The 19,748-nt window shown below is 41.6% G+C and carries 12 protein-coding genes; 10 read left to right on the top strand and 2 right to left on the bottom strand.

All coding sequences use genetic code 11. From position 1 onward, the window contains the following. The first annotated feature begins 280 nt into the window (after positions 1–280). Entirely contained in the window at positions 281–1,225 is a 945-nt protein-coding gene (mdh, locus tag FD729_RS04955) for a malate dehydrogenase (RefSeq protein WP_159932189.1), read from the top strand. Positions 1,226–1,399: 174 nt separating this feature from the next. Here the strand turns inward: mdh and mscM are convergent, their stop codons facing one another. Both mscM and asd read right to left on the bottom strand, forming a co-directional pair. Next, positions 1,400–4,660, bottom strand: a complete 3,261-nt coding sequence (mscM, locus tag FD729_RS04960; protein ID WP_159932191.1) for a miniconductance mechanosensitive channel MscM — start codon at positions 4,658–4,660, stop codon at positions 1,400–1,402. Between the two features lie 20 nt (positions 4,661–4,680). Then, positions 4,681–5,577, bottom strand: a complete 897-nt coding sequence (asd, locus tag FD729_RS04965) for an archaetidylserine decarboxylase (protein WP_159932193.1) — start codon at positions 5,575–5,577, stop codon at positions 4,681–4,683. A gap of 1,177 nt (positions 5,578–6,754) precedes the next feature. Between asd and orn the strand changes: the two genes are divergently transcribed. From orn to FD729_RS05010, 9 genes are all read left to right on the top strand, one after another. Next, positions 6,755–7,300, top strand: a complete 546-nt coding sequence (orn, locus tag FD729_RS04970; protein ID WP_204162616.1) for an oligoribonuclease — start codon at positions 6,755–6,757, stop codon at positions 7,298–7,300. Between the two features lie 1,734 nt (positions 7,301–9,034). Further along, entirely contained in the window at positions 9,035–9,499 is a 465-nt protein-coding gene (gene tsaE / locus FD729_RS04975; protein WP_159932197.1) for a tRNA (adenosine(37)-N6)-threonylcarbamoyltransferase complex ATPase subunit type 1 TsaE, read from the top strand. Beyond that, a complete protein-coding gene (amiB, locus tag FD729_RS04980; protein ID WP_159932199.1) occupies positions 9,496–11,124 on the top strand; it encodes an N-acetylmuramoyl-L-alanine amidase AmiB in 1,629 nt (542 codons plus the stop codon). The genes tsaE and amiB overlap by 4 nt, the downstream gene beginning before the upstream one ends. Positions 11,125–11,155: 31 nt before the next feature. Continuing rightward, entirely contained in the window at positions 11,156–13,009 is a 1,854-nt protein-coding gene (mutL, locus tag FD729_RS04985; protein WP_159932201.1) for a DNA mismatch repair endonuclease MutL, read from the top strand. Next, positions 13,002–13,955, top strand: a complete 954-nt coding sequence (gene miaA / locus FD729_RS04990) for a tRNA (adenosine(37)-N6)-dimethylallyltransferase MiaA (protein WP_159932203.1) — start codon at positions 13,002–13,004, stop codon at positions 13,953–13,955. The genes mutL and miaA overlap by 8 nt, the downstream gene beginning before the upstream one ends. 101 nt (positions 13,956–14,056) lie before the next feature. Then, complete coding sequence (gene hfq / locus FD729_RS04995; protein ID WP_159932205.1) at positions 14,057–14,368, top strand: RNA chaperone Hfq; 312 nt, start codon at positions 14,057–14,059, stop codon at positions 14,366–14,368. A gap of 1,248 nt (positions 14,369–15,616) precedes the next feature. Continuing rightward, positions 15,617–16,870 carry an FtsH protease activity modulator HflK gene (gene hflK / locus FD729_RS05000; protein ID WP_159932207.1) on the top strand — a complete coding sequence of 418 codons (1,254 nt, stop codon included), beginning with the start codon at positions 15,617–15,619 and terminating at the stop codon, positions 16,868–16,870. 3 nt (positions 16,871–16,873) lie between these two features. After that, positions 16,874–17,872: a protease modulator HflC gene (hflC, locus tag FD729_RS05005; protein ID WP_159932209.1), complete on the top strand. Its 999-nt coding sequence runs from the start codon at positions 16,874–16,876 to the stop codon at positions 17,870–17,872. Between the two features lie 345 nt (positions 17,873–18,217). Then, on the top strand, positions 18,218–19,522 hold the full coding sequence (locus FD729_RS05010; RefSeq protein WP_159932211.1) for an adenylosuccinate synthase: 1,305 nt from the start codon (positions 18,218–18,220) through the stop codon (positions 19,520–19,522). The last annotated feature ends 226 nt before the right edge of the window (positions 19,523–19,748 follow it).

The following is a 19,748-nucleotide window of genomic DNA, read 5'->3' on the forward strand; positions in this document are numbered from 1 at the left end:
TTAACGCAGGAAAAAACAGTTTAAGAAAGTATAAGCGAAGATTGTATAAATATTATGCAATGAAAGTACCGTAATTAATATCTATCATCGTTATGCTCTGCCTGTCATCGAAATTAATTACTATTTATAGTAGGCACTTTGTGCCGAAAAAGTTGGAACATAGCAGGGTAAGTGCTACTGCAAGCATAATAGATATCGGTTTGTTATCATGTAGGTGTTTTAGGTCTGGCGATAGATAAGAATTTCAGTCTACTCTGCCTATCTTAATGAGGAGCACAGAATGAAAGTTGCTATTCTTGGTGCGGCCGGTGGCATTGGCCAGGCACTTGCCCTTTTGTTAAAAATCCAGCTCCCTGCTGGTTCAGAACTCTCACTCTATGATATTGCTCCAGTTACTCCTGGAGTTGCGGTCGATCTCAGTCATATCTCGACGGCAGTAACGATCTATGGGTTTAGCGGCGAAGATGGCACTCCAGCTTTAAAAGACGCGGAAGTAATATTGATCTCAGCAGGTATCGCGCGTAACCGCGGTATGGATCGCGCCGATTTGCTTAATGTAAATGGTAGCATCGTACGTAATCTTATTGAACAGATCGTGCAAACAGCTCCGAGAGCCCTTATCGGAATTATTACTAATCCAGTAAATACTACAGTAGCGATAGCCGCTGATGTACTAAAAAAACATGCTGTCTATGATAAAAATCGTTTATTCGGCGTTACCACACTTGATGTCATTCGCGCCAATACCTTTGTTGCCGAATTGAAAGGAAAGCATCCGAATGAGATGATGGATGTACCAGTAATTGGCGGCCACTCTGGCACAACAATTCTACCTTTACTGTCGCAAGTGAAAGACGTTAGCTTTAGCCAAGAGGAAATTGTTAGTCTGACTAAGCGTATTCAAAATGCAGGTACGGAAGTGGTTGAAGCTAAAAGAGGAGTTGGTTCCTCAACTTTATCGATGGGGCAGGCTGCGTCGCGCTTTAGTTTGTCTCTGGTGCGTGCACTGCAGGGCGAGTCTAATATAGTAGAGTACGCCTATGTTGAAGGAGAAGGCGAATATGCTCGATTTTTCTCACAACCATTGTTGCTTGGTAAAAACGGCATTGAGAAGCGTCTTCCGATTGGTCCGCTCAGTGTCTTTGAACAGCAGACGCTGAACGGCATGCTGGAAAGTTTGAAAAAAGATATCGCACAAGGCGAAGACTTTGCGAAGTGGAAGTAATAGAATAGACACGGAAGTCTGGTGATACTTTTACGTCTTATGAAATCTGAATTAAGAGCACCTTAATTCATCTCATTTCTTAGAAATCTCATTGATAGTTGTGGATAAAGGATCAATCATCTAGGAGTCTTAGACCTAGATGATATAATAGTTACCAGGGATATTTTAGTATAATTAAAGACCACCAGACTTAAAGGTACGAGTTTCTAGAGTGCGGTTGCTGACAGGTAAATTCTTATCTAACATTTCCATGCGAACTTGAAAAGGCGGGAAGGGCATTTCAATACCATGTTCAGCAAAGCCTCTGAGAATCAGCTGGTGTAGCTCATGACGCAGAGGCATACGATGGCCCATTTCAGCTGCGTGAATACGGAGCTCAAACAACTGAATACCTTGCTGTAGATCAACAAGGAAGACGTCCGGTACCGGCACGTCCAGCACGTAGCTACAGCGTTCGCATGCTTGCTTTAATACAGTAGTTACCTTTTCGCTATCCACATGCGTAGGTGCAGGAATGGTCAATACCACACGTGTGACTGAGTCGGAAAGCGACCAGTTGATAAACTGCTCAGTGATAAATGCTTTGTTCGGCACAATGATTTCTTTACGATCCCAGTCAATGATAGTGGTAGCACGTGTATTAATACGTGTAATACTGCCTGTAAGATCACGGATAGTTACAGTGTCACCAATACGAATTGGCTTTTCAAAAAGAATAATTAGGCCGGAGATAAAGTTCGCGAAAATCTCCTGTAGTCCAAACCCGAGTCCTACACTAAGCGCAGCAACCAACCACTGTAGCTTTGACCATTCGATACCAATCATGGAGAAACCAATCATACTACCGAGCAGCATCAAAATGTATTTTGTTAGGGTAGTAATGGCGTAGCCGGTACCAGGTGTTAGGCTAAGATGTTGTAATATAGCTAGTTCTAGCAAGGCAGGCATATTGCGCACCAGTTGAGTAGTAATCATTAATACCAAAATGGCAATTAATACCGATCCCAGCGTAATCTGCTGAATGATTTCAATACCCTGTACCGTACTATTAACGTCCCATAGGCGAATATTTTCGAGAAAGCCGAATGCAGAGTGGATTTCAGACCATAGTACAATCACCGAAACTAACGCTATCAAAGTTAGAAGAGAACGCACTAGTCGTAGTGATTGTGCACTGATAGTGTCGAGATCAATAACAGGCTCCTCAATTTCCATTTCGTTGTTTTGAGGAACAGTATCTTTCTCATTTTCATTGCGCGCCCGACTCGCTAGTATATCAGCACGACGTTGACGGGCGCGATCAAAGGCTATGCGGCGCCGCTGAATAAGCATCCAACGGCGAATAATATGGTAAATTACCAGCAATAGGAACCAAATAGCGACTGAGGTTTCCAGACGTGCTAATAGTGCTTGTACAGTTGCTAGATAACCAATCATTGAAGCAAGTGCGGCTGCTAAAGGAATAGCAATCATTAGATTCCACAGCACTTGATTTACCATATTATCGCCGTTACCCTCCTTGTCCAGATAGAGTGGGATACCAGCGCGCTTAAGGCTTACAGTAACGATCGATAGCGCACCACAGATTAGAATAAAACAGAGTCGTCCGATCGAGGCGGCAAACTGCTTATCTGCCATATTGGAAAAAGCGATTAATAACATCATCAAAGGTACAATGAAGCCGATGGTCAACGAATAGTAACGAGTCGCACGAGCCACACGTGGCTGTGCCCAGCGAAAATGCACGACAAAAAGACCGTTTGAACGAGCAAACACGGCGCTGATCATAAAGACCCACAGTAAAGGAAGTGTTGCGGTAATACCATCGCCCAAGGCTATAGCAATGGGGTAGGGCCACGCATGCTGTAACCCGTACCCGAGTGCAGCCCATAATACTGGTAGCGGTAATGCTACTAAAATCGACCAGAGAAAGGTAAATATTGTTAGACTAAAGCGATCTTGGGTTACTTTGCCTACTTTATTAGCCGCATGTGCTAGAAAATCGTTGAAGTGGGTTCGTGTTTTGATGCTAAAGCCGACTAGCACTCCTGCTCCGATTAGCGGTAGCAGCATTTCTCGCGTGGTAAACATCATTGCTAGAGCTTTACTCATCTGGTTCAGTGTGTCGAGCGACATCAAGCGTGAGAGATCGCGTGCAACCTCTACTGGATAGTTTAAGCCAATCGGGCTGACATCTGCTGTCCAGAAAAGATAACGGTGTGTTGCATCTTTAACGTCAGTTAGCACATCCTTTAATTGGGTATTAGCAACTTTGAGTTTTGTAATCTCTAAAATTAGAGTATCGCAGCCAGAAATAAGTGCATTAAGCAGCCTACTCTGGATTTTTAGCTGTGTATCAAAAATACGATGTTGTTTGTTGGTAAAAGGAAAGCCGTTGGCTTGATGCACTTTATGTAGTATATCCTGTTGCCGCAGCAAATCCTCATAGCGTAAGCGTTGCACACGTAGCTGTGCCATCTCGCTGTCGATTTGTTGTGGTTTAGGCATTGCAGGCAATCGCGCTACCTGTGCGCGCAGTGCTTCACCTAGAAGATTTGAAGCGCTCAACCACTGAGATTGTTCTCTCAGTGTGCTTAAAGCCTGACGTACCTGAATAATTTGTTCGGTGGCCATACGCTGTTGGGAAACTACTAATTCCATACGCTGTGTTTGCTGTTTCAGTGCATCGGAAAGCTCGCGATTTACAAGAAACTGTTTGCTGATTACGGTGGGTAGATCGTCACTGTTTTCCACTAATTGTTCGGTAAGCGAGAGTACCACTTCTGCTTTACGCTGGCGCTGTTCATTGAACTCATCACATAGTATCTGCAAATGATTATTGAGCTGTGTTGTCATGCATTGATGAAGACTAGAGAGTATGCGAACAAGTTTCTGACGATTATTGGCGAAAAATTGCGCCAACTTTAGCTCGTCGCAGCGTGCTTCGTGAAGAGTACGAGCTTCCAGAAGCATCCATAATTTTCCCTGAGGAAAGGTATCGCTAGCTTCACTTTGCAGGCGATGATTACTCTTGATTATCTTCTGACGTGCATTGCCCTGCTGCTGGGGAAGTTGCGATAACGAATAGATGATTGCATCAGCACTATCCTTTTCATGCTGTCTCTGACGGCTATCTTCTAGCATTTGACTGCTGATCAGAATTTTATTGTCGAGTTTAGAACTACTTATCATACCTTGCACACTTTTGCTACTGTTGTCTAATAAGGTGATTTGCTGTTGTAGTTCTCGCGTGAAGCGGGGAAAGTCGTTGATGATTTGTGGATACTGTTTTGCACACGCTGTAGAGGCATCGCGGTTTACCGTTTCAGCCTCATCCAGTAATTGTTTAAGTTGGCTAACTTCAGATATAGCCTCTGCCGATAGCACTGAGGTGTTGAGCCATAAACTCATCATTAAGATAAAAAACAATTGCACAGCAAAAATACTCTTAGTGGTTAGTCGTTAACAATGGCGACAGTACTTGTCTGCGGAAGCACGACTGCCAGCGGCCTGCCGAGAATAGTCTTACTTTCCGCTTCCAGGGTTTCCGTTAACTGAACGCGTCCCGGCGCAAATAGATTGATAACAGTAGAACCCAACTTAAAACGCCCCATCTCCTGACCTTTCAGTAGTACAATGGCACTTTTATTGTCCACTGCCGGGTAGTTCCAGCATTTGATGGCATCTTCATGAGGTGGGGTAATGGTGCCAGTCCAGATCGTTTCAATGCTACCAACGATAGTAGCTCCCACCAAAATTTGCACCATTGGTCCTATATTAGTATCGAAAGAACAGATAATTCGTTCGTTGCGTGCGAATAGATTCTGGATATTACGTACAGTTAGTGGATTTACAGAGTACAACGTCCCAGGTACGTAGATCATCTGACGTAGAATGCCATTACATGGCATATGCACACGGTGGTAATCGCGCGGCGCAAGATAAATCGTGACGAAATTTCCGTTGCTAAATTGAGCAACCATCTTTTCCTGACCTGCTAGCAGAGCCTCTAGAGTGTAGTAGTGACCCTTCGCTTGAAAAATTTGATTACCTTTAATACGGCCCAGTTGGCTAATTACTCCATCGGCTGGAAGTACGATTAGGTCGGCATCAGAATTGACAAGACGTGCATCATTTTTCAGTGGACGGACGAAAAATTCGTTAAAAGTATGATAGCTAGCAGTATCGGAAATGCATGCTTCGGACATATCCACTTTATATATCCAGATAAAAATATCGATCGCTAGCTTAGTCAACCAGCCACCATGGCGGCTAGCGCCCCAAGCAGCAAGTTCAGTTAACCATTTTTTCGGAAGTATGTGATGTAGGCAGAGTTTTATATTATTAAACACATTAGCCTCTTAGCCTAATTTTGCTTAAATCAAAAAGGGGTACATTATACCAACACCTAGTTAGATGGTGAATTTCTTCCTTTTATATCAGTCGAGCCAAAGAAAATCCCTCTACAAAAAATTAATCATTTCTAGTAGCAAAGTTCTTGCGCATTTTTGCCTGTGTCATTTTTTCTAAAATGCAATGATAATTTTTGAAACACGAAATCTTAATTCTGTCTTTTCCAAAACTAATGCTAATAGCATAACCAGGGTCCTTACTATATTTACAATTTAATAAACGTCTAATTTCCTAAAATTAAAGTAATTACACAAAATAATGCTTTGTTTATCTCGTCTTAAAATACCATAAACCAGAATCGCGGGAACCTGGTGAATAGATCACCTCACCGCCATGGGAAAAGTGGTATAGGTGAACCGCGGTATTGATATGCTGTTTCCAATCAGAAACGTCAAAGATATTATTAGTCAGAATCATGGTTTAATCCACTGCATCAAGATCGAGAATAACATACAGCAGGTTTGATTGCTCGACACAGGACTGGCCAGAGATGATGCCGATTCGGTTAGTCAGGAGTCTTCCATATCTACGAGGCTTTTTCTAGAATTGTTGGAGACTATTAGTATATGATAGCCGGTATGGTGATATATATTCATTTGTTTATCAATTAATATGCTCTTATCCTCGTCCAGCAAGCAGATTTGCTACCAATTTAGGCTCTATCTATTCCGAGTGTTTTTCTCGTCACGAGATATCGACTCTGATAATATTGCGTGATAGTCTCTGGAAATACGCTTCAACTCGTTACAATAGGCATTGTTTATCAGTATATTCCTGATCCTGCTCTTATGTACTACTTCAATGATACCTGGTCCTCCCCCTAGTGCAGGATGCATACTATAACAAATAGTCAAGGGTCACTAACTAGTAAATCTATGACACGCGGTAGATATTGCAGCCTCAAAGAGGTAACCATGAGCGCGCATCAATGCTTTTTGTTCCAAATCATATTGGTGTTTAGCCTTAATGAAATGTTGTTAACCTTTTGAAAGTTTGTTTTGCTCACGCATCCTCTCTTATCAATTTTCTTCATATTAAACAACTCACAATAATGATATACTGAATTGAGTATAGGTGACTATTTCACTATTATGGACACAGCGAAAAATAAGCATGATAGCAGGAAATGAAAAGAATCTGATTTGGATTGATCTAGAAATGACAGGGCTTAATCCTGAGGTTGATTGCATTATAGAGATCGCTACATTGGTTACCGACGCCCATCTCAATATTCTGGCTGAAGGACCAGTGGTAGCGGTACATCAGTCTAATTCAAAAATAGCTCTAATGAATGATTGGAATATGCGAATCCATACCTTAAGCGGCTTACTCAAGCGCGTTAGAGCCAGTACGTTCGATGATTATAGTGCTGAAATGGCAACGCTAGATTTCTTAAAACAATGGGTGCCCCCCAACAGTTCACCGATTTGTGGTAATAGCATCGGCCAAGATCGTAGATTTCTTTTCAAATATATGCCAGAGCTGGAGACTTACTTTCATTATCGCTACTTAGATGTGAGCACTTTAAAAGAACTAGCGTACCGTTGGAAACCAGAGATTTTGTCGTGCTTTAAAAAGAAAGGCACACACAATGCGTTAGATGATATTCGTGAATCCGTTTCCGAGCTGGCTTACTATCGAGATCATTTTTTACAGCTTTAGCTCTAAAGGTTGTACTAGAAAAAAGTAAATCGCTATTTTAAATGCACAAAAGATCTAAGGCTTGGATTTTTTTGAGATTTGTGTAGTATTAATATGTTATCCGAACAGCAAATACTCCCTACCAGGGAATATTCTATGCAACGGTACAATTTACGAGAGCAGCTTATTTAGTAGAGCACAAACTTGCCAAAGTTGGTATTATGGGCATAAATATTATTTTTTGCTCCCATATTTTTAATATGATTAATTATTATATAGTTAATGAAGTTAGTAAGAATTTATGTGTTATGTTTTACCCTTTTATATTATCCACATGAGCACAAGTAGTGTTTACTTGTTGCTTATAATTAATGATAAAAAAAAATTTTTAAAAAAATAGTGTGCAGCTGTTAGTATTTTCATTCAAAAGTGAGGTATCAACTAGCTGTTTATTTAAGTGCATCAACGATTATTAAATCTAGTATAAGCTTACTCGTCACCATGACGAGGCATTAATCGAACCAGCAACCCCATGACTCTTCGACGTTAGTAATTCCGAGAGTGTTGAAAACGCGCATTATGCACCAGCCGCATCTACATTACATAATACTACTCATCTACACTACCCTGAAGGCGTATTTATGTAGTGCAATGATTACGTACGGTAATCATAGTGATTATCACTCTCTGAAATGAAAATTTTCGTATTAATATTTCATTTTTTAAGCAAATTAATAATTATTAAGAAATGATAACCTAAGTAATTAGTATGAAAAGTAGATAATATAGTATTCCATTTAATATGCGCATAATAAAAAACACTCGGGTCCCTAAGCACGAATAGAGCTAGAGTACTAGGTAGTAGTAAGATTGATTAGTTTATTTAGTGCGAGATATTTAAGAAGGTGCGATTATTAATTTTAATATTTTAATAAAGGTAATACTTCACTGGCTGGGTTCTCTATAATCATAACTAAAATAGCTGTAGTAACAACTGTGTTATTTAGTGAACGAATATGTGCTAGGTACCTACATTAATATATGTTCCTATCTCAGCTTAAACTACATTAAATTTAATATCGTGTACATCTAACTTCCCCTACAGTGATGATGCTTGATCTACTGTTAAAGCTACTGGCGATGATACGTCTCTGCTTGCCTAGTACATTTATCTTCACTATGCAAATGCTGTATTTTATTGCAATAAAAATTAACCGTATTGATCTGCAAAGATCCTTATTTTAAGGATGCTATTTACATTATTTTTATCTTAGTAGTTGGTGTTTGGCACCTTATTCGCCCTCCCTCCTATATATTTAGATATAACAATAGACACTTGTTAGTAATAGGGTCCGATCACATTGTTTCATAATTTGCATGACGACGAAATATTTCCGAGTAAAGGAACGGGACATAGTGCACATACTAAAATCTAGTCTAGAAGTATGTTAGATGGGATAATAGTCAGTGATTTTAAAAAGTGGCAGTGAATAAAATTCTTATTTTCAGACCTTGATACGCTTACTTTTAGTAGCAGTTAATACATAGAGAAGTCAGAATCAGATTATAGATATCACAGCTAGAAGTAGTGCCTAAAGGTTAAATACTTTTGCTACTAATAATACTAGCTATTGCTACCATCATGGATGGTAGCAATAGCTAGTGCAGTGCGTAACATGTTAGCAATAGATTTATTCAAGCTGTTTTGTGTTGTTTCTGCCTAAAAAAAGATTTTTTAACAATAAAGCATACAGTATGAAAACTTGTGTTATTCCCTTGCCTGATGAAGAGGCAACCCTTAAATTGGGTTCTCAGTTGGCCAGCTTTTGTACTAAAACCGCAGTAATTTACCTCTATGGAGAGATAGGTACAGGAAAAACAACACTTAGCCGAGGAGTTTTGCAAGCATTCGGCCATTATGGCAAGGTTAAAAGCCCGACTTACACGTTAGTAGAGCCTTACAGTCTTGGTGCAAGTATGCTATATCACTTTGATTTATATCGTCTTATAGATCCTGAGGAGTTAGAATTCATAGGAATTCGTGACTACTGCACTGGAGATAATATTTGTTTGGTTGAGTGGCCACAGCGTGGCAAAGGCGTGTTACCATCCCCCGACTTGGCGCTCATGCTGAGTTATGCTGGCTCTGCTCGCGAGGCACTGCTGAAAGCACACTCCTCGCTGGGCGAATCACTGATAGAACGGGTAGATCAGGGATGATTAAATTGATGAAAATTTTGCTTTTATTTTATTTAAGTGCTGTACCTGTGCTGGCTGCTAGTTTTTCTAATATCAGAGTAAAAAACAGCAATAATCAGGCAATAGTAGAGATAAGCCTCGATAAACAGCCAGCATATGATTACTTCCAGTTGCATAACCCGGATCGGGTGGTACTAGATATTAGTCAGGGCCTTATAATACATGGACTACCACTTAAATTCAGCGGCCAAAATATCATAAAATGTATTCGTACTAGCAGGCCGAAAAATAATCACAATATTCGGTTGGTGTTCGAATTGACGAGATTTGCAAAAATACATGCAGTGCCGCCGCGTAAAAGCAATAGATATAATGTAATGCTTATTATTGATGGCACGCGTCCCATTAGTCGCACAGCGCCAGTTTCGACGATAAAGGCAATGTCCAATCATACTACTGTCAAGACTTTTGATTCAACCCAAAAGATTAGAGTGACCAATTCAAATGCTATGATGCATTCTAGTAAAGTAGGATTAACTAGCAACGATACGGTGATTGTTGCAATTGACGCCGGCCATGGTGGACAAGATCCTGGTGCAACTGGTCAGTATGGTCTACATGAAAAGAACGTGACCATCGCCATCGCGTGTAAACTAAAGACGTTGCTGAATAATGATCCAATGTTTAAGGGTGTACTAACTCGTAGAGGAAATTATTTTATTTCGGTAATGGGGCGTTCAGATGTAGCACGTAAAGAAAATGCTAATCTGCTAGTTTCTATTCACGCTGATTCGGCGCCAAGCCATAGCGCTACTGGTGCTTCGGTGTGGGTTTTATCAAACCGCCGAGCTAACAGCGAAATGGCAAATTGGCTGGAGCAGCGAGAGAAGCAATCTGAACTGTTAGGGGGTGCAGGAGATCTGCTGGTAAATAACCAATCTGATCCCTACCTTAGCCAAGCATTACTGGATCTGCAGTTTGGTTATTCGCAACGTGTCGGTTATGGTGTGGCGGTAAAGGTGCTACAAGAATTACACAGAATTTCGCCGTTGCATAAACTTCTACCTGAACATGCTAGCCTTGGCGTCCTGCGTTCACCGGATATCCCTTCTCTCTTGGTAGAAACCGGATTTATCAGTAATGCCTCAGAGGAACGACTTCTTGGTAGCAGCGCTTATCAGGAAAAAATTGCAATGGCCATTTATAGGGGATTGCGAAATTATTTTCTGGCACACCCCCTACAATCGTTCTCGAGAAAGAAAAAACGGTTTTTTTACTCATCTCCTATAGCTAAAAAAGTCGCTATTAATAAAGTAAAGGGCACTAAGAAATATACCTATATAGTGCCTTGTCATACAGTCATACGTGGTGAAACTCTCTCCGGCATTGCTGCAAAGTATGGCGTAAATATAGTGATATTGCGTGAAATAAATCAGCTTAATCGCGATATGGTCTTAGTTGGTCAACGCCTGAATATAACGGTGCCATCCAGAAATCTAAGAGCCACGCGCGGTCTAGTAGCCCATAAAGTGATACGTGGTGATTCGTTAGTTACCATTTCCGCAAATGATGGCATCAGCCCACAGGCAAAGAAGTCAGGGCAAAATCTCAAAATTCCTGCTTCCTCTAACAGACTGGTCAGGTGATTGCAGGCCCTATAAGAATGAGGGAACCACCATGTCAATTCGAATTTTACCGCCGCAAGTAGCTAGTCAGATTGCGGCAGGTGAAATCGTAGAGCGTCCCGCATCGGTAGTAAAAGAACTGGTGGAAAATAGCATCGATGCTGGTGCAGTATGCGTCGATATTGATATTGAAAACGGCGGCGCGAAGATGATTCGTATCCGAGATAATGGTTGTGGTATTTCCAAAGAAGAACTGGTTCTAGCGTTAGCGCGTCATGCTACCAGTAAAATCGCCTCTCTTGAGGACCTTGAAGGCATTATGAGTCTAGGGTTTCGTGGTGAAGCGCTCGCCAGTATCAGTTCAGTGTCGCGCTTAACCTTAACCTCTTGTCCGCACACGCAGAAAGACGCCTGGCAAGTTTATACAGAAGGGCGCGAGATGAAGGGAACAATCAAACCTGCGGCGCATCCTTGCGGTACTACACTAGAGGTACTTGATCTTTTTTACAATACGCCGGCTCGCCGTAGGTTCATGCGCACCGAGAAAACTGAGTTTAGACATATTGATGAGGTAATTCGCCGTATAGCACTATCGCGTTTTGACGTGGCGATCTCCCTTAGTCATAACAACAAACTAGTACGTCAATATCGTGTGGGCAAAGTCGACGATGAAGCACAAATCAAACGGCGACTAGATGCAATTTGCGGTACTGTATTTATGAAGCATGCGCTGCGTATTGACTGGCACTGCAACGATTTGCTACTGCGTGGCTGGGTCTCTGACCCTGCTGGTTCGCGTAAACTAAGTAATATGCAATATTGCTACGTAAACGGTCGCATAATACGTAATAAGGTGATTGATCATGCAATACGTCAGGCATTTCAGACGCAGCTACAGGAAGATCAGCAACCAGCCTATGTGCTCTATTTGGAGATTAATCCGTATCAGCTGGATGTTAACGTACATCCAGCTAAGCACGAAGTACGCTTCTATGAATCACGATTAGTGCATGATTTTATCTTTCAAGGTGTAATGAGCGTGCTGCAGAGCAATAGTACGTTGACATTTCCTATCGTAAAAGTGGAAGAACCCGTGCAGTGCAAGCAACTAGAAAACTCTCAGGCAGCAGACGTCACTTTTTCTCAACCATCTGCACTCTTGGAAGGAAGAGTGATACAGCTTACATCTCAAAATAAAAAGTACAGATATAGAAAGCTAGAAGACATGGTCTGTCAGCATCCGTTAAAAACACTTGCGGCAAATCCCACGGTTACTGAACTATCCGCCACATCATCAGTAACACCACCTCGAGCAAGGTATGTTAAGGCTCCTCTAGCATTGCATACACAAAGTTTTGGACATATCTTGAAGATTATACGGGAACGGTATGCATTGCTAGATATAGATAAAGAGCAAAAACTGTTACTTCTTTCACTGCCAGTTGCAGCCCGCTGGGTGAGATATGCGCAGTTGCAGCCAAGCAAGACTGGTTTCAAATCGGAGCCACTGCTGATTCCAATACGCATGAAGATTGCTCAGCCTGAGCGTCACATTGCTATGAAAAAACAGACACTGCTCAATGAGATTGGTATTGATTTACAACCTTCAGATGATCACTACACATTGTTTGCTGCACCTTTACCTATACGTAAACAAAATTTACTAAAATTAATTCCAGAATTATTAGGCTATCTCGTTCAGCAGCCAGATAGCATTGTATCACAGCTGGCTCAATGGTTGGCACGGCGTTGCGAAACAGAGATAGTACGTTGGAATTACGCACAGGCACTAGCGCTGTTGGTAGAACTTGAGCATCTCTATCCTCAGTTGTTGAAAGCGCCTCCGTCTGATTTGGTTCAGCCCATTGAAATAGAGCGCGTGCTGGCTGCATTAACACATGAATGAACAGAACTATGCTATCCGACCAAAGGCTATATTATTAATGGGACCTACTGCCTCGGGTAAAACTGCACTGGCAATTGAGTTGACAAAGCAGTTACCAGTGGAACTGATTAGCGTTGACTCTGCCTTAATCTATCGCGGTATGGATATTGGTACGGCAAAACCCTCCGCCAAAGAGTTAGAACAGGCACCCCATCATTTAATAGATATTCGCTGTCCCTCAGAATCTTATTCAGCCGCTGATTTTAGATGTGATGCGCTGGCCGCAATGGCAGATATCGTTGATAACGGGTGTATTCCGCTACTTGTTGGCGGAACTATGTTATATTTCAAGGTGTTAATATATGGTTTAACGCCTCTGCCTTCATCTATTCCCGAGGTTCGTCAGCAGATAAAGCGAATGGCAAGTGAGAAAGGGTGGTGTGCATTATATAACCAGCTGTGTGACATAGATCCTATATCTGCAAGTCGTATTCATCCGAATGATCTACAAAGACTTTTACGAGCACTGGAAGTTTTTTTTATTTCGGGTAAAACTTTAACAGAATTAACTAAAACTTCTGGGGACACGTTACCATACGATATCTATCAGTTTGCAATTGTTCCTGAAAGTCGAGAGCTGCTACAACAACGTATTACATTACGCTTTGAGCAGATGCTAGCATCTGGATTTGAAACAGAGACTCGTACTTTGTTTGAACGAGGTGATTTGCATACGGATATGCCGTCTATTCGTTGTGTCGGTTATCGCCAAATGTGGGCTTACTTATCTGGCGAAATTGATTACAACGAGATGGTGTATCAGGGCATTTGTGCAACAAGGCAGCTCGCTAAACGCCAGATGACTTGGTTACGCAGCTGGGAAAATATCCACTGGCTTAACAGCCATAGCATAGAAGACGCACGTGACAAAGTACTCCACGTTTTAAGTACGAAGCATCATAGGTAATTATATAAAATTGACTAATTATTTTAAGCAAGGTTTACGCATTTTTTCAAGAATAAGATTCCACAAATAAACGAACAACCAGCATATAAGGAAAAGATAGAATGGCTAAGGGGCAATCACTACAAGACCCGTTTCTTAACGCACTGCGTCGAGAACGCGTTCCGGTTTCAATTTATTTAGTTAACGGTATCAAGTTACAGGGGCAAATTGAGTCTTTCGATCAGTTTGTGATCTTATTGAAGAACACAGTAAGCCAGATGGTTTATAAACACGCTATTTCTACCGTAGTTCCATCACGTCTAGTTTCTCATCACGGTAATAATCCCGGTGGAGGGAGCAATAACTACCATCACGGTGGTAGTAATACCTTCATATATTCACAGCCGCAACAGAATCGTGAGTACTCGAAATAAATACGCTATCTTGTGCTTACTCTAGGGCTTGAGAGGACAAGTGTCTTCTTTTTTATCTTAGAATTTTATTTTTAGCGAGGGTATAATCACTTGAAAGTTACAATTAGGATGATCAACTTGTACTCAGTTCTTCTAAGATAATTAAGAGAAACATAAAGTATATAACTACTTTAAATATCAAGCTCTTCTGTAAAAAGAAAAGAGTTGTGGATTATTATCGACAATCGTAAAGTACTGTGGATCCAACTATTTTTGTTAAATAAAGACCCCTGAAATATTCAATGCATAGAATTGAATGGCACTTCGTAAGTTTAATCGATCATACCCTAACCTAATTTAGAAAACCGTGTTCATTCTAACTTATTAACTATATATTAACTATATCTTTCCACTCTTTTATATTTTTGCTGAGCTGCCTACATACATGAAGGTAAGTTCATGCTAGACTGCTGTTTCCTTGTTACCCTTCTAATATACATTACATTGTTGGACGATTGTGAACGTAAGCAAAGCAACATAGGGTTGATCGTTAATGACGCCAGTCTAACTAGAAATTGGTTGCCAGATACTAGGTAGCAAAATCAATTAGAGTGGATCCTGTTTGAACGCATTTAAAAACAGAGTGAGTAAAAATGTTAGGCACGTGGTGCAAAGCACGTAATAACTGATTTAGTGCATCTGCTATGCAAATTTTGCAAAAAGAAACTTTATTTAAAATAAAGTTGTCTCCGCTAAAATGTGTAGAACAGTCCAGATATTTATTTGCTATCTAAGTTCAGATAGCGTGTAGTTAAATGTTTCTGGTATAGGAGTGATTAATGCAATTAGGTACTATCATACTGGAACAAAATTGATACATCGAATGAATTTCTCCTCTTCAAACTAACTGAAAAGTCTGAATTATCTTAGTCCGGTCTCTAACGAAAAGCGGAAATGTATTCCACTTGTATAATATATACTATGAGTTGGAAGACAGTGGGATAAAATTGAACACCTTGGGTTCTTAATTTTACTAATGATTGCCTAGTAGCATTTGTGTAAACAGGACCAGTATAACTTGATTATAGGTTTTGAAATATTGCTTAAACATTTTTAAGTAGTAGCATGTATGCTACAGTACCGGATTATCTTTTTTCTATAAAATTTCACTTTTAACTATAAAAAGAGCTGACGTAACTTCATCTTTAAACTTTTATGTAGAATAGTATTCTACCATAAAATAGCGCACTAATATAAATGGAGTAGAGCATGGCTTGGAATCAGCCCAGTAATAACGGACAACACCGCGATCCGTGGGGAAGCAGCAATAATCACGACCGCAACTCTGGGGGAAATAAAGGCAGTAGTGATCAGGGACCTCCGGATTTAGAAGATGTATTTCGTAAGCTAAGTAAAAAACTTAGCGGACTGGGCAGAGGTAAATACAACGGCGGTAGAGGTATATTAGTAGGTATTACCGCCTTCGCTGCAATAGTTTTTTGGGCTGCTAGCGGATTCTACACCATTAAGGAAGCTGAGCGTGGTGTCATTACCCGTTTTGGTAAGTTCAACCACTTAGTTAAGCCAGGCCTGAACTGGAAACCTACTTTTATCGATCAGGTGCGAGCGGTCAATGTCGAGGCTGTGCGCGAGCTTGCTGCATCGGGCGTGATGCTAACCTCCGATGAGAACGTTGTACGTGTTGAGATGAATGTACAATACCGTATTATCGATCCTGAACGCTATCTGTTCGCCGTCACCAGCGCGGACGATAGCCTGCGCCAGGCAACCGATAGTGCTCTACGCGGTGTGATTGGCCGTTCCACCATGGATCGTATCCTTACTGAAGGACGTACTGTAGTCCGTAGTGATACGCAACGTGAGATAGATGAAACTATTCGCCCTTACAACATGGGCATTACGCTACTTGATGTCAATTTCCAAGCGGCGCGCCCGCCGGAAGAGGTAAAAGCTGCTTTCGATGATGCAATCGCCGCGCGCGAAAACCGCGAACAGTATGTCCGCGAGGCTGAAGCTTATGCGAATGAAGTACAACCGCGTGCTAACGGTCAGGCGCAGCGTATCTTAGAAGAAGCACGTGCGTATAAAGAGCGCACTGTGCTAGAAGCGCAGGGCGAAGTAGCGCGCTTTGCTAAATTGCTACCTGAATATAATGCGGCACCAGACATCACCAAAGAGCGTCTCTATATTGAAACTATGGAACATGTGCTGAGTCATACTCGCAAGGTACTAGTCAACGATCACGGAAACAACCTCATACTACTGTCACTTGATCAGTTAATGCACGGCGCAAATAGTGCATTCCATAGTAATAGTAAGAAAAGCACTAATTTACCTTTGTTACCTGCTTCACCAGCTTCTATAATACCTTCCAGAACGTCTTCTGGACCAGCTTCTAGTGCCAATCGCAATGACACGTCAGTTTATAATCTAGATAACATCATGGATCAGCGTCGTGCTAATGCACTCCGCAAAGATGCTCAGCATGAAGGAAGAGAATAATTGATGCGCAATCCATTAGTAGTAGCGATTATTGTAGTCATGGTATCGCTTTATGCTTCTCTATTTGTAGTTCAGGAAGGCGAACGCGGTATTATGCTTCGTTTTGGGAAAGTTTTGCGTGATGGAGAAAACAAACCACAAGTGTATGCACCAGGTTTGCATATGAAAATTCCGTTTATCGAGACGGTTAAAGCGTTGGATGCACGTATCCAGACTATGGATAACCAAGCAGATCGCTTTGTCACAAAAGAAAAGAAAGATTTAATTGTTGACTCTTACATTAAGTGGTGTATCAGTGATTTTAGTCGTTACTACTTAGCAACGGGTGGCGGTGATGTGTCGCATGCAGAGGTGTTATTAAAACGTAAATTCAGCGACCGGCTGCGTTCTGAAATGGGACGTCTTGACGTTAAAGATGTCGTAACCGATTCTCGCGGTCGTTTAACGACTGATGTACGTGACGCACTGAATACCGGAAGCGACGACGAAGTGCAGACACTAGAGGCAACCGAAGCTATTGCTAACGCGGTAGCAAGCTTCGAGCATAATACTCAGAGCAACGGGGGGGCGCCCATTAACCCCAACAGCATGACAGCGTTGGGGATTAGAGTGGTAGATGTACGCATCAAACAGATTAATCTACCCACCGAAGTCTCAGAAGCGATCTACAATCGTATGCGTGCCGAGCGTGAAGCGGTCGCACGTAGCCAGCGTTCGCAAGGTCAGGAAGAGGCAGAAAAGCTCCGTGCTCAGGCAGACTATCAGGTAAGTCGCACGTTGGCGGAAGCGCAGCGTACCGCTCTAATCATGCGAGGCGAAGGTGATGCCGAAGCAGCGAACCTTTTTGCGGGTACCTTCGGCCAAGATCCAGATTTTTACGCCTTTATCCGTAGCTTAGGTGCTTATGAAAATAGTTTTAGTAATAACCAAGATGTGATGGTGATTAATCCGGACAGTGCTTTCTTTCGATATATGCAAATGCCTTCTAAGGCGACACGATAAAAACTATTATACAACAAAGTCTGGTTATTGACGTCCCTTTTTTTGGGGGCATGTAAAATAAATACAGACATTGTGGATGGTTCTGGGATACCTAGAGTCGATATGCTTTTATATATCTACTCCGTAGAGCTTTTTTATTATTCACGAGCTTCGTGATTGTTATGTACAGCTGCCCGTAAGTCTTATCTGTATAAATATTTAGGATATATGTTGTATGTGTGTACTCACACGGGATTCACTGTTAAGCAAAGTTCAAGTAAAAATCCACGTAATCTTATTTTAAAAATGCTGAAAGCTTTAAAAGCAGATGGTAGAATCCACTTTTAAGCAATCGGTGGTTTTAAAATGGGTAAGAATGTTGTCGTATTAGGTACTCAATGGGGTGACGAAGGCAAAGGTAAAATTGTAGACCTTCTCACTGAACGTGCGAGATACGTTGTGCGTTATCAAGGTGGCCATAATGCGGGCCATACCCTTGTAATTAACGGTGAAAAAACTGTTCTCCATTTAATTCCATCAGGTATTTTGCGCAAAAATGTTATCAGTGTTATCGCTAATGGTGTAGTGCTGTCGCCTAAAGCTCTGATGAAAGAAATTCAAGAATTGGAAGAACGTTTCGTTCCTGTACGAGAGCGTCTGCTAATCTCTGAAGCTTGCACTCTGATACTGCCATACCATGTCGCTATGGACTTAGCGCGAGAAAAAGCACGTGGCGCCAAGGCAATCGGCACTACTGGTCGTGGCATTGGACCGGCTTATGAAGATAAAGTAGCGCGCCGCGGTCTACGTGTTGGCGATCTCTTTAATAAAGAAATATTTGCCCCCAAGGTAAAAGAGATTATTGATTATTACAACTTTCAGCTTGTTAACTACTATAAAGAAGATGCAGTTGACTATGTTAAAGTATTGGACGAGGTCCTAGCGATGGCCGATGTATTAGAAAGTATGGTCGTTGACGTCTCCGATATGCTAGAGAGAGCTAGAAAGAGAAATGATCTGATAATGTTCGAAGGCGCGCAGGGCACGTTGCTGGATATTGATCATGGGACCTATCCCTACGTAACTTCGTCTAATACGACAGCTGGCGGTGTAGCGACCGGTTCAGGTATTGGTCCACGCTACCTTGATTACGTCTTAGGCATAGTAAAAGCTTACTCTACGCGAGTCGGCGCGGGCCCATTTCCGACTGAATTATTTGATGAAATTGGCCAATACCTATGTATTAAAGGTAACGAGTTCGGTGCTACCACCGGTCGTCGTCGTCGTACCGGTTGGCTAGATACCGTAGCTGTACGACGTGCGGTGCAAATTAATTCTTTGTCAGGATTTTGCATGACTAAGTTAGACGTACTAGACGGCCTGGAAAAGGTGCAAATCTGCGTAGGTTACCGTTTGCCGGACGGCAGCGAAGTGACCGCCACACCGTTGACAGCTGAACACTGGGAAGGTATTGAGCCGATTTACGAAAATCTACCTGGCTGGAGTGAGCGTACTTTCGGCATAAAAACGTTGGAGGGCCTACCGCTTGCCGCACGTAATTATATCAGCCGTGTTGAAGAGATAACAGAAATACCGGTAGATATTATCTCTACCGGGCCCGACCGTAGCGAAACCATTATTCTGCGAGATCCTTTTGGTGTATGTGTATAAAAAGGTATATAAAGACTGGAGGTCATCCCGTCTTTCCATTTTCCATATAAAATATATTTTTATATTTTTTAACGTTTTTTATTCATCTATGAGCCGAAAAAATGACTTGTAGAAGTCACTCTAGACTATCATTTGGTATAACAAATAATTAGTTTCTTTATCAAAGAGTAACTCTTATACAGACACAGAAAATAAACAAGCCACAATACTTTATGGTAGTAAAGTT

It is taken from the genome of Pantoea sp. Nvir, from assembly GCF_009829915.1.
GTDB lineage: Bacteria > Pseudomonadota > Gammaproteobacteria > Enterobacterales > Enterobacteriaceae > Pantoea.

Excerpts from the sequence above, each read along its gene's own strand:
- miaA (WP_159932203.1), top strand. The coding sequence starts at position 13,002 with ATGAATGAACAGAACTATGCTATCCGACCAAAGGCTATATTATTAATG.
- hflK (WP_159932207.1), top strand. The coding sequence starts at position 15,617 with ATGGCTTGGAATCAGCCCAGTAATAACGGACAACACCGCGATCCGTGG.
- hflC (WP_159932209.1), top strand. The coding sequence starts at position 16,874 with ATGCGCAATCCATTAGTAGTAGCGATTATTGTAGTCATGGTATCGCTT.
- mutL (WP_159932201.1), top strand. The coding sequence starts at position 11,156 with ATGTCAATTCGAATTTTACCGCCGCAAGTAGCTAGTCAGATTGCGGCA.
- amiB (WP_159932199.1), top strand. The coding sequence starts at position 9,496 with ATGATTAAATTGATGAAAATTTTGCTTTTATTTTATTTAAGTGCTGTA.
- FD729_RS05010 (WP_159932211.1), top strand. The coding sequence starts at position 18,218 with ATGGGTAAGAATGTTGTCGTATTAGGTACTCAATGGGGTGACGAAGGC.
- hfq (WP_159932205.1), top strand. The coding sequence starts at position 14,057 with ATGGCTAAGGGGCAATCACTACAAGACCCGTTTCTTAACGCACTGCGT.
- mdh (WP_159932189.1), top strand. The coding sequence starts at position 281 with ATGAAAGTTGCTATTCTTGGTGCGGCCGGTGGCATTGGCCAGGCACTT.
- tsaE (WP_159932197.1), top strand. The coding sequence starts at position 9,035 with ATGAAAACTTGTGTTATTCCCTTGCCTGATGAAGAGGCAACCCTTAAA.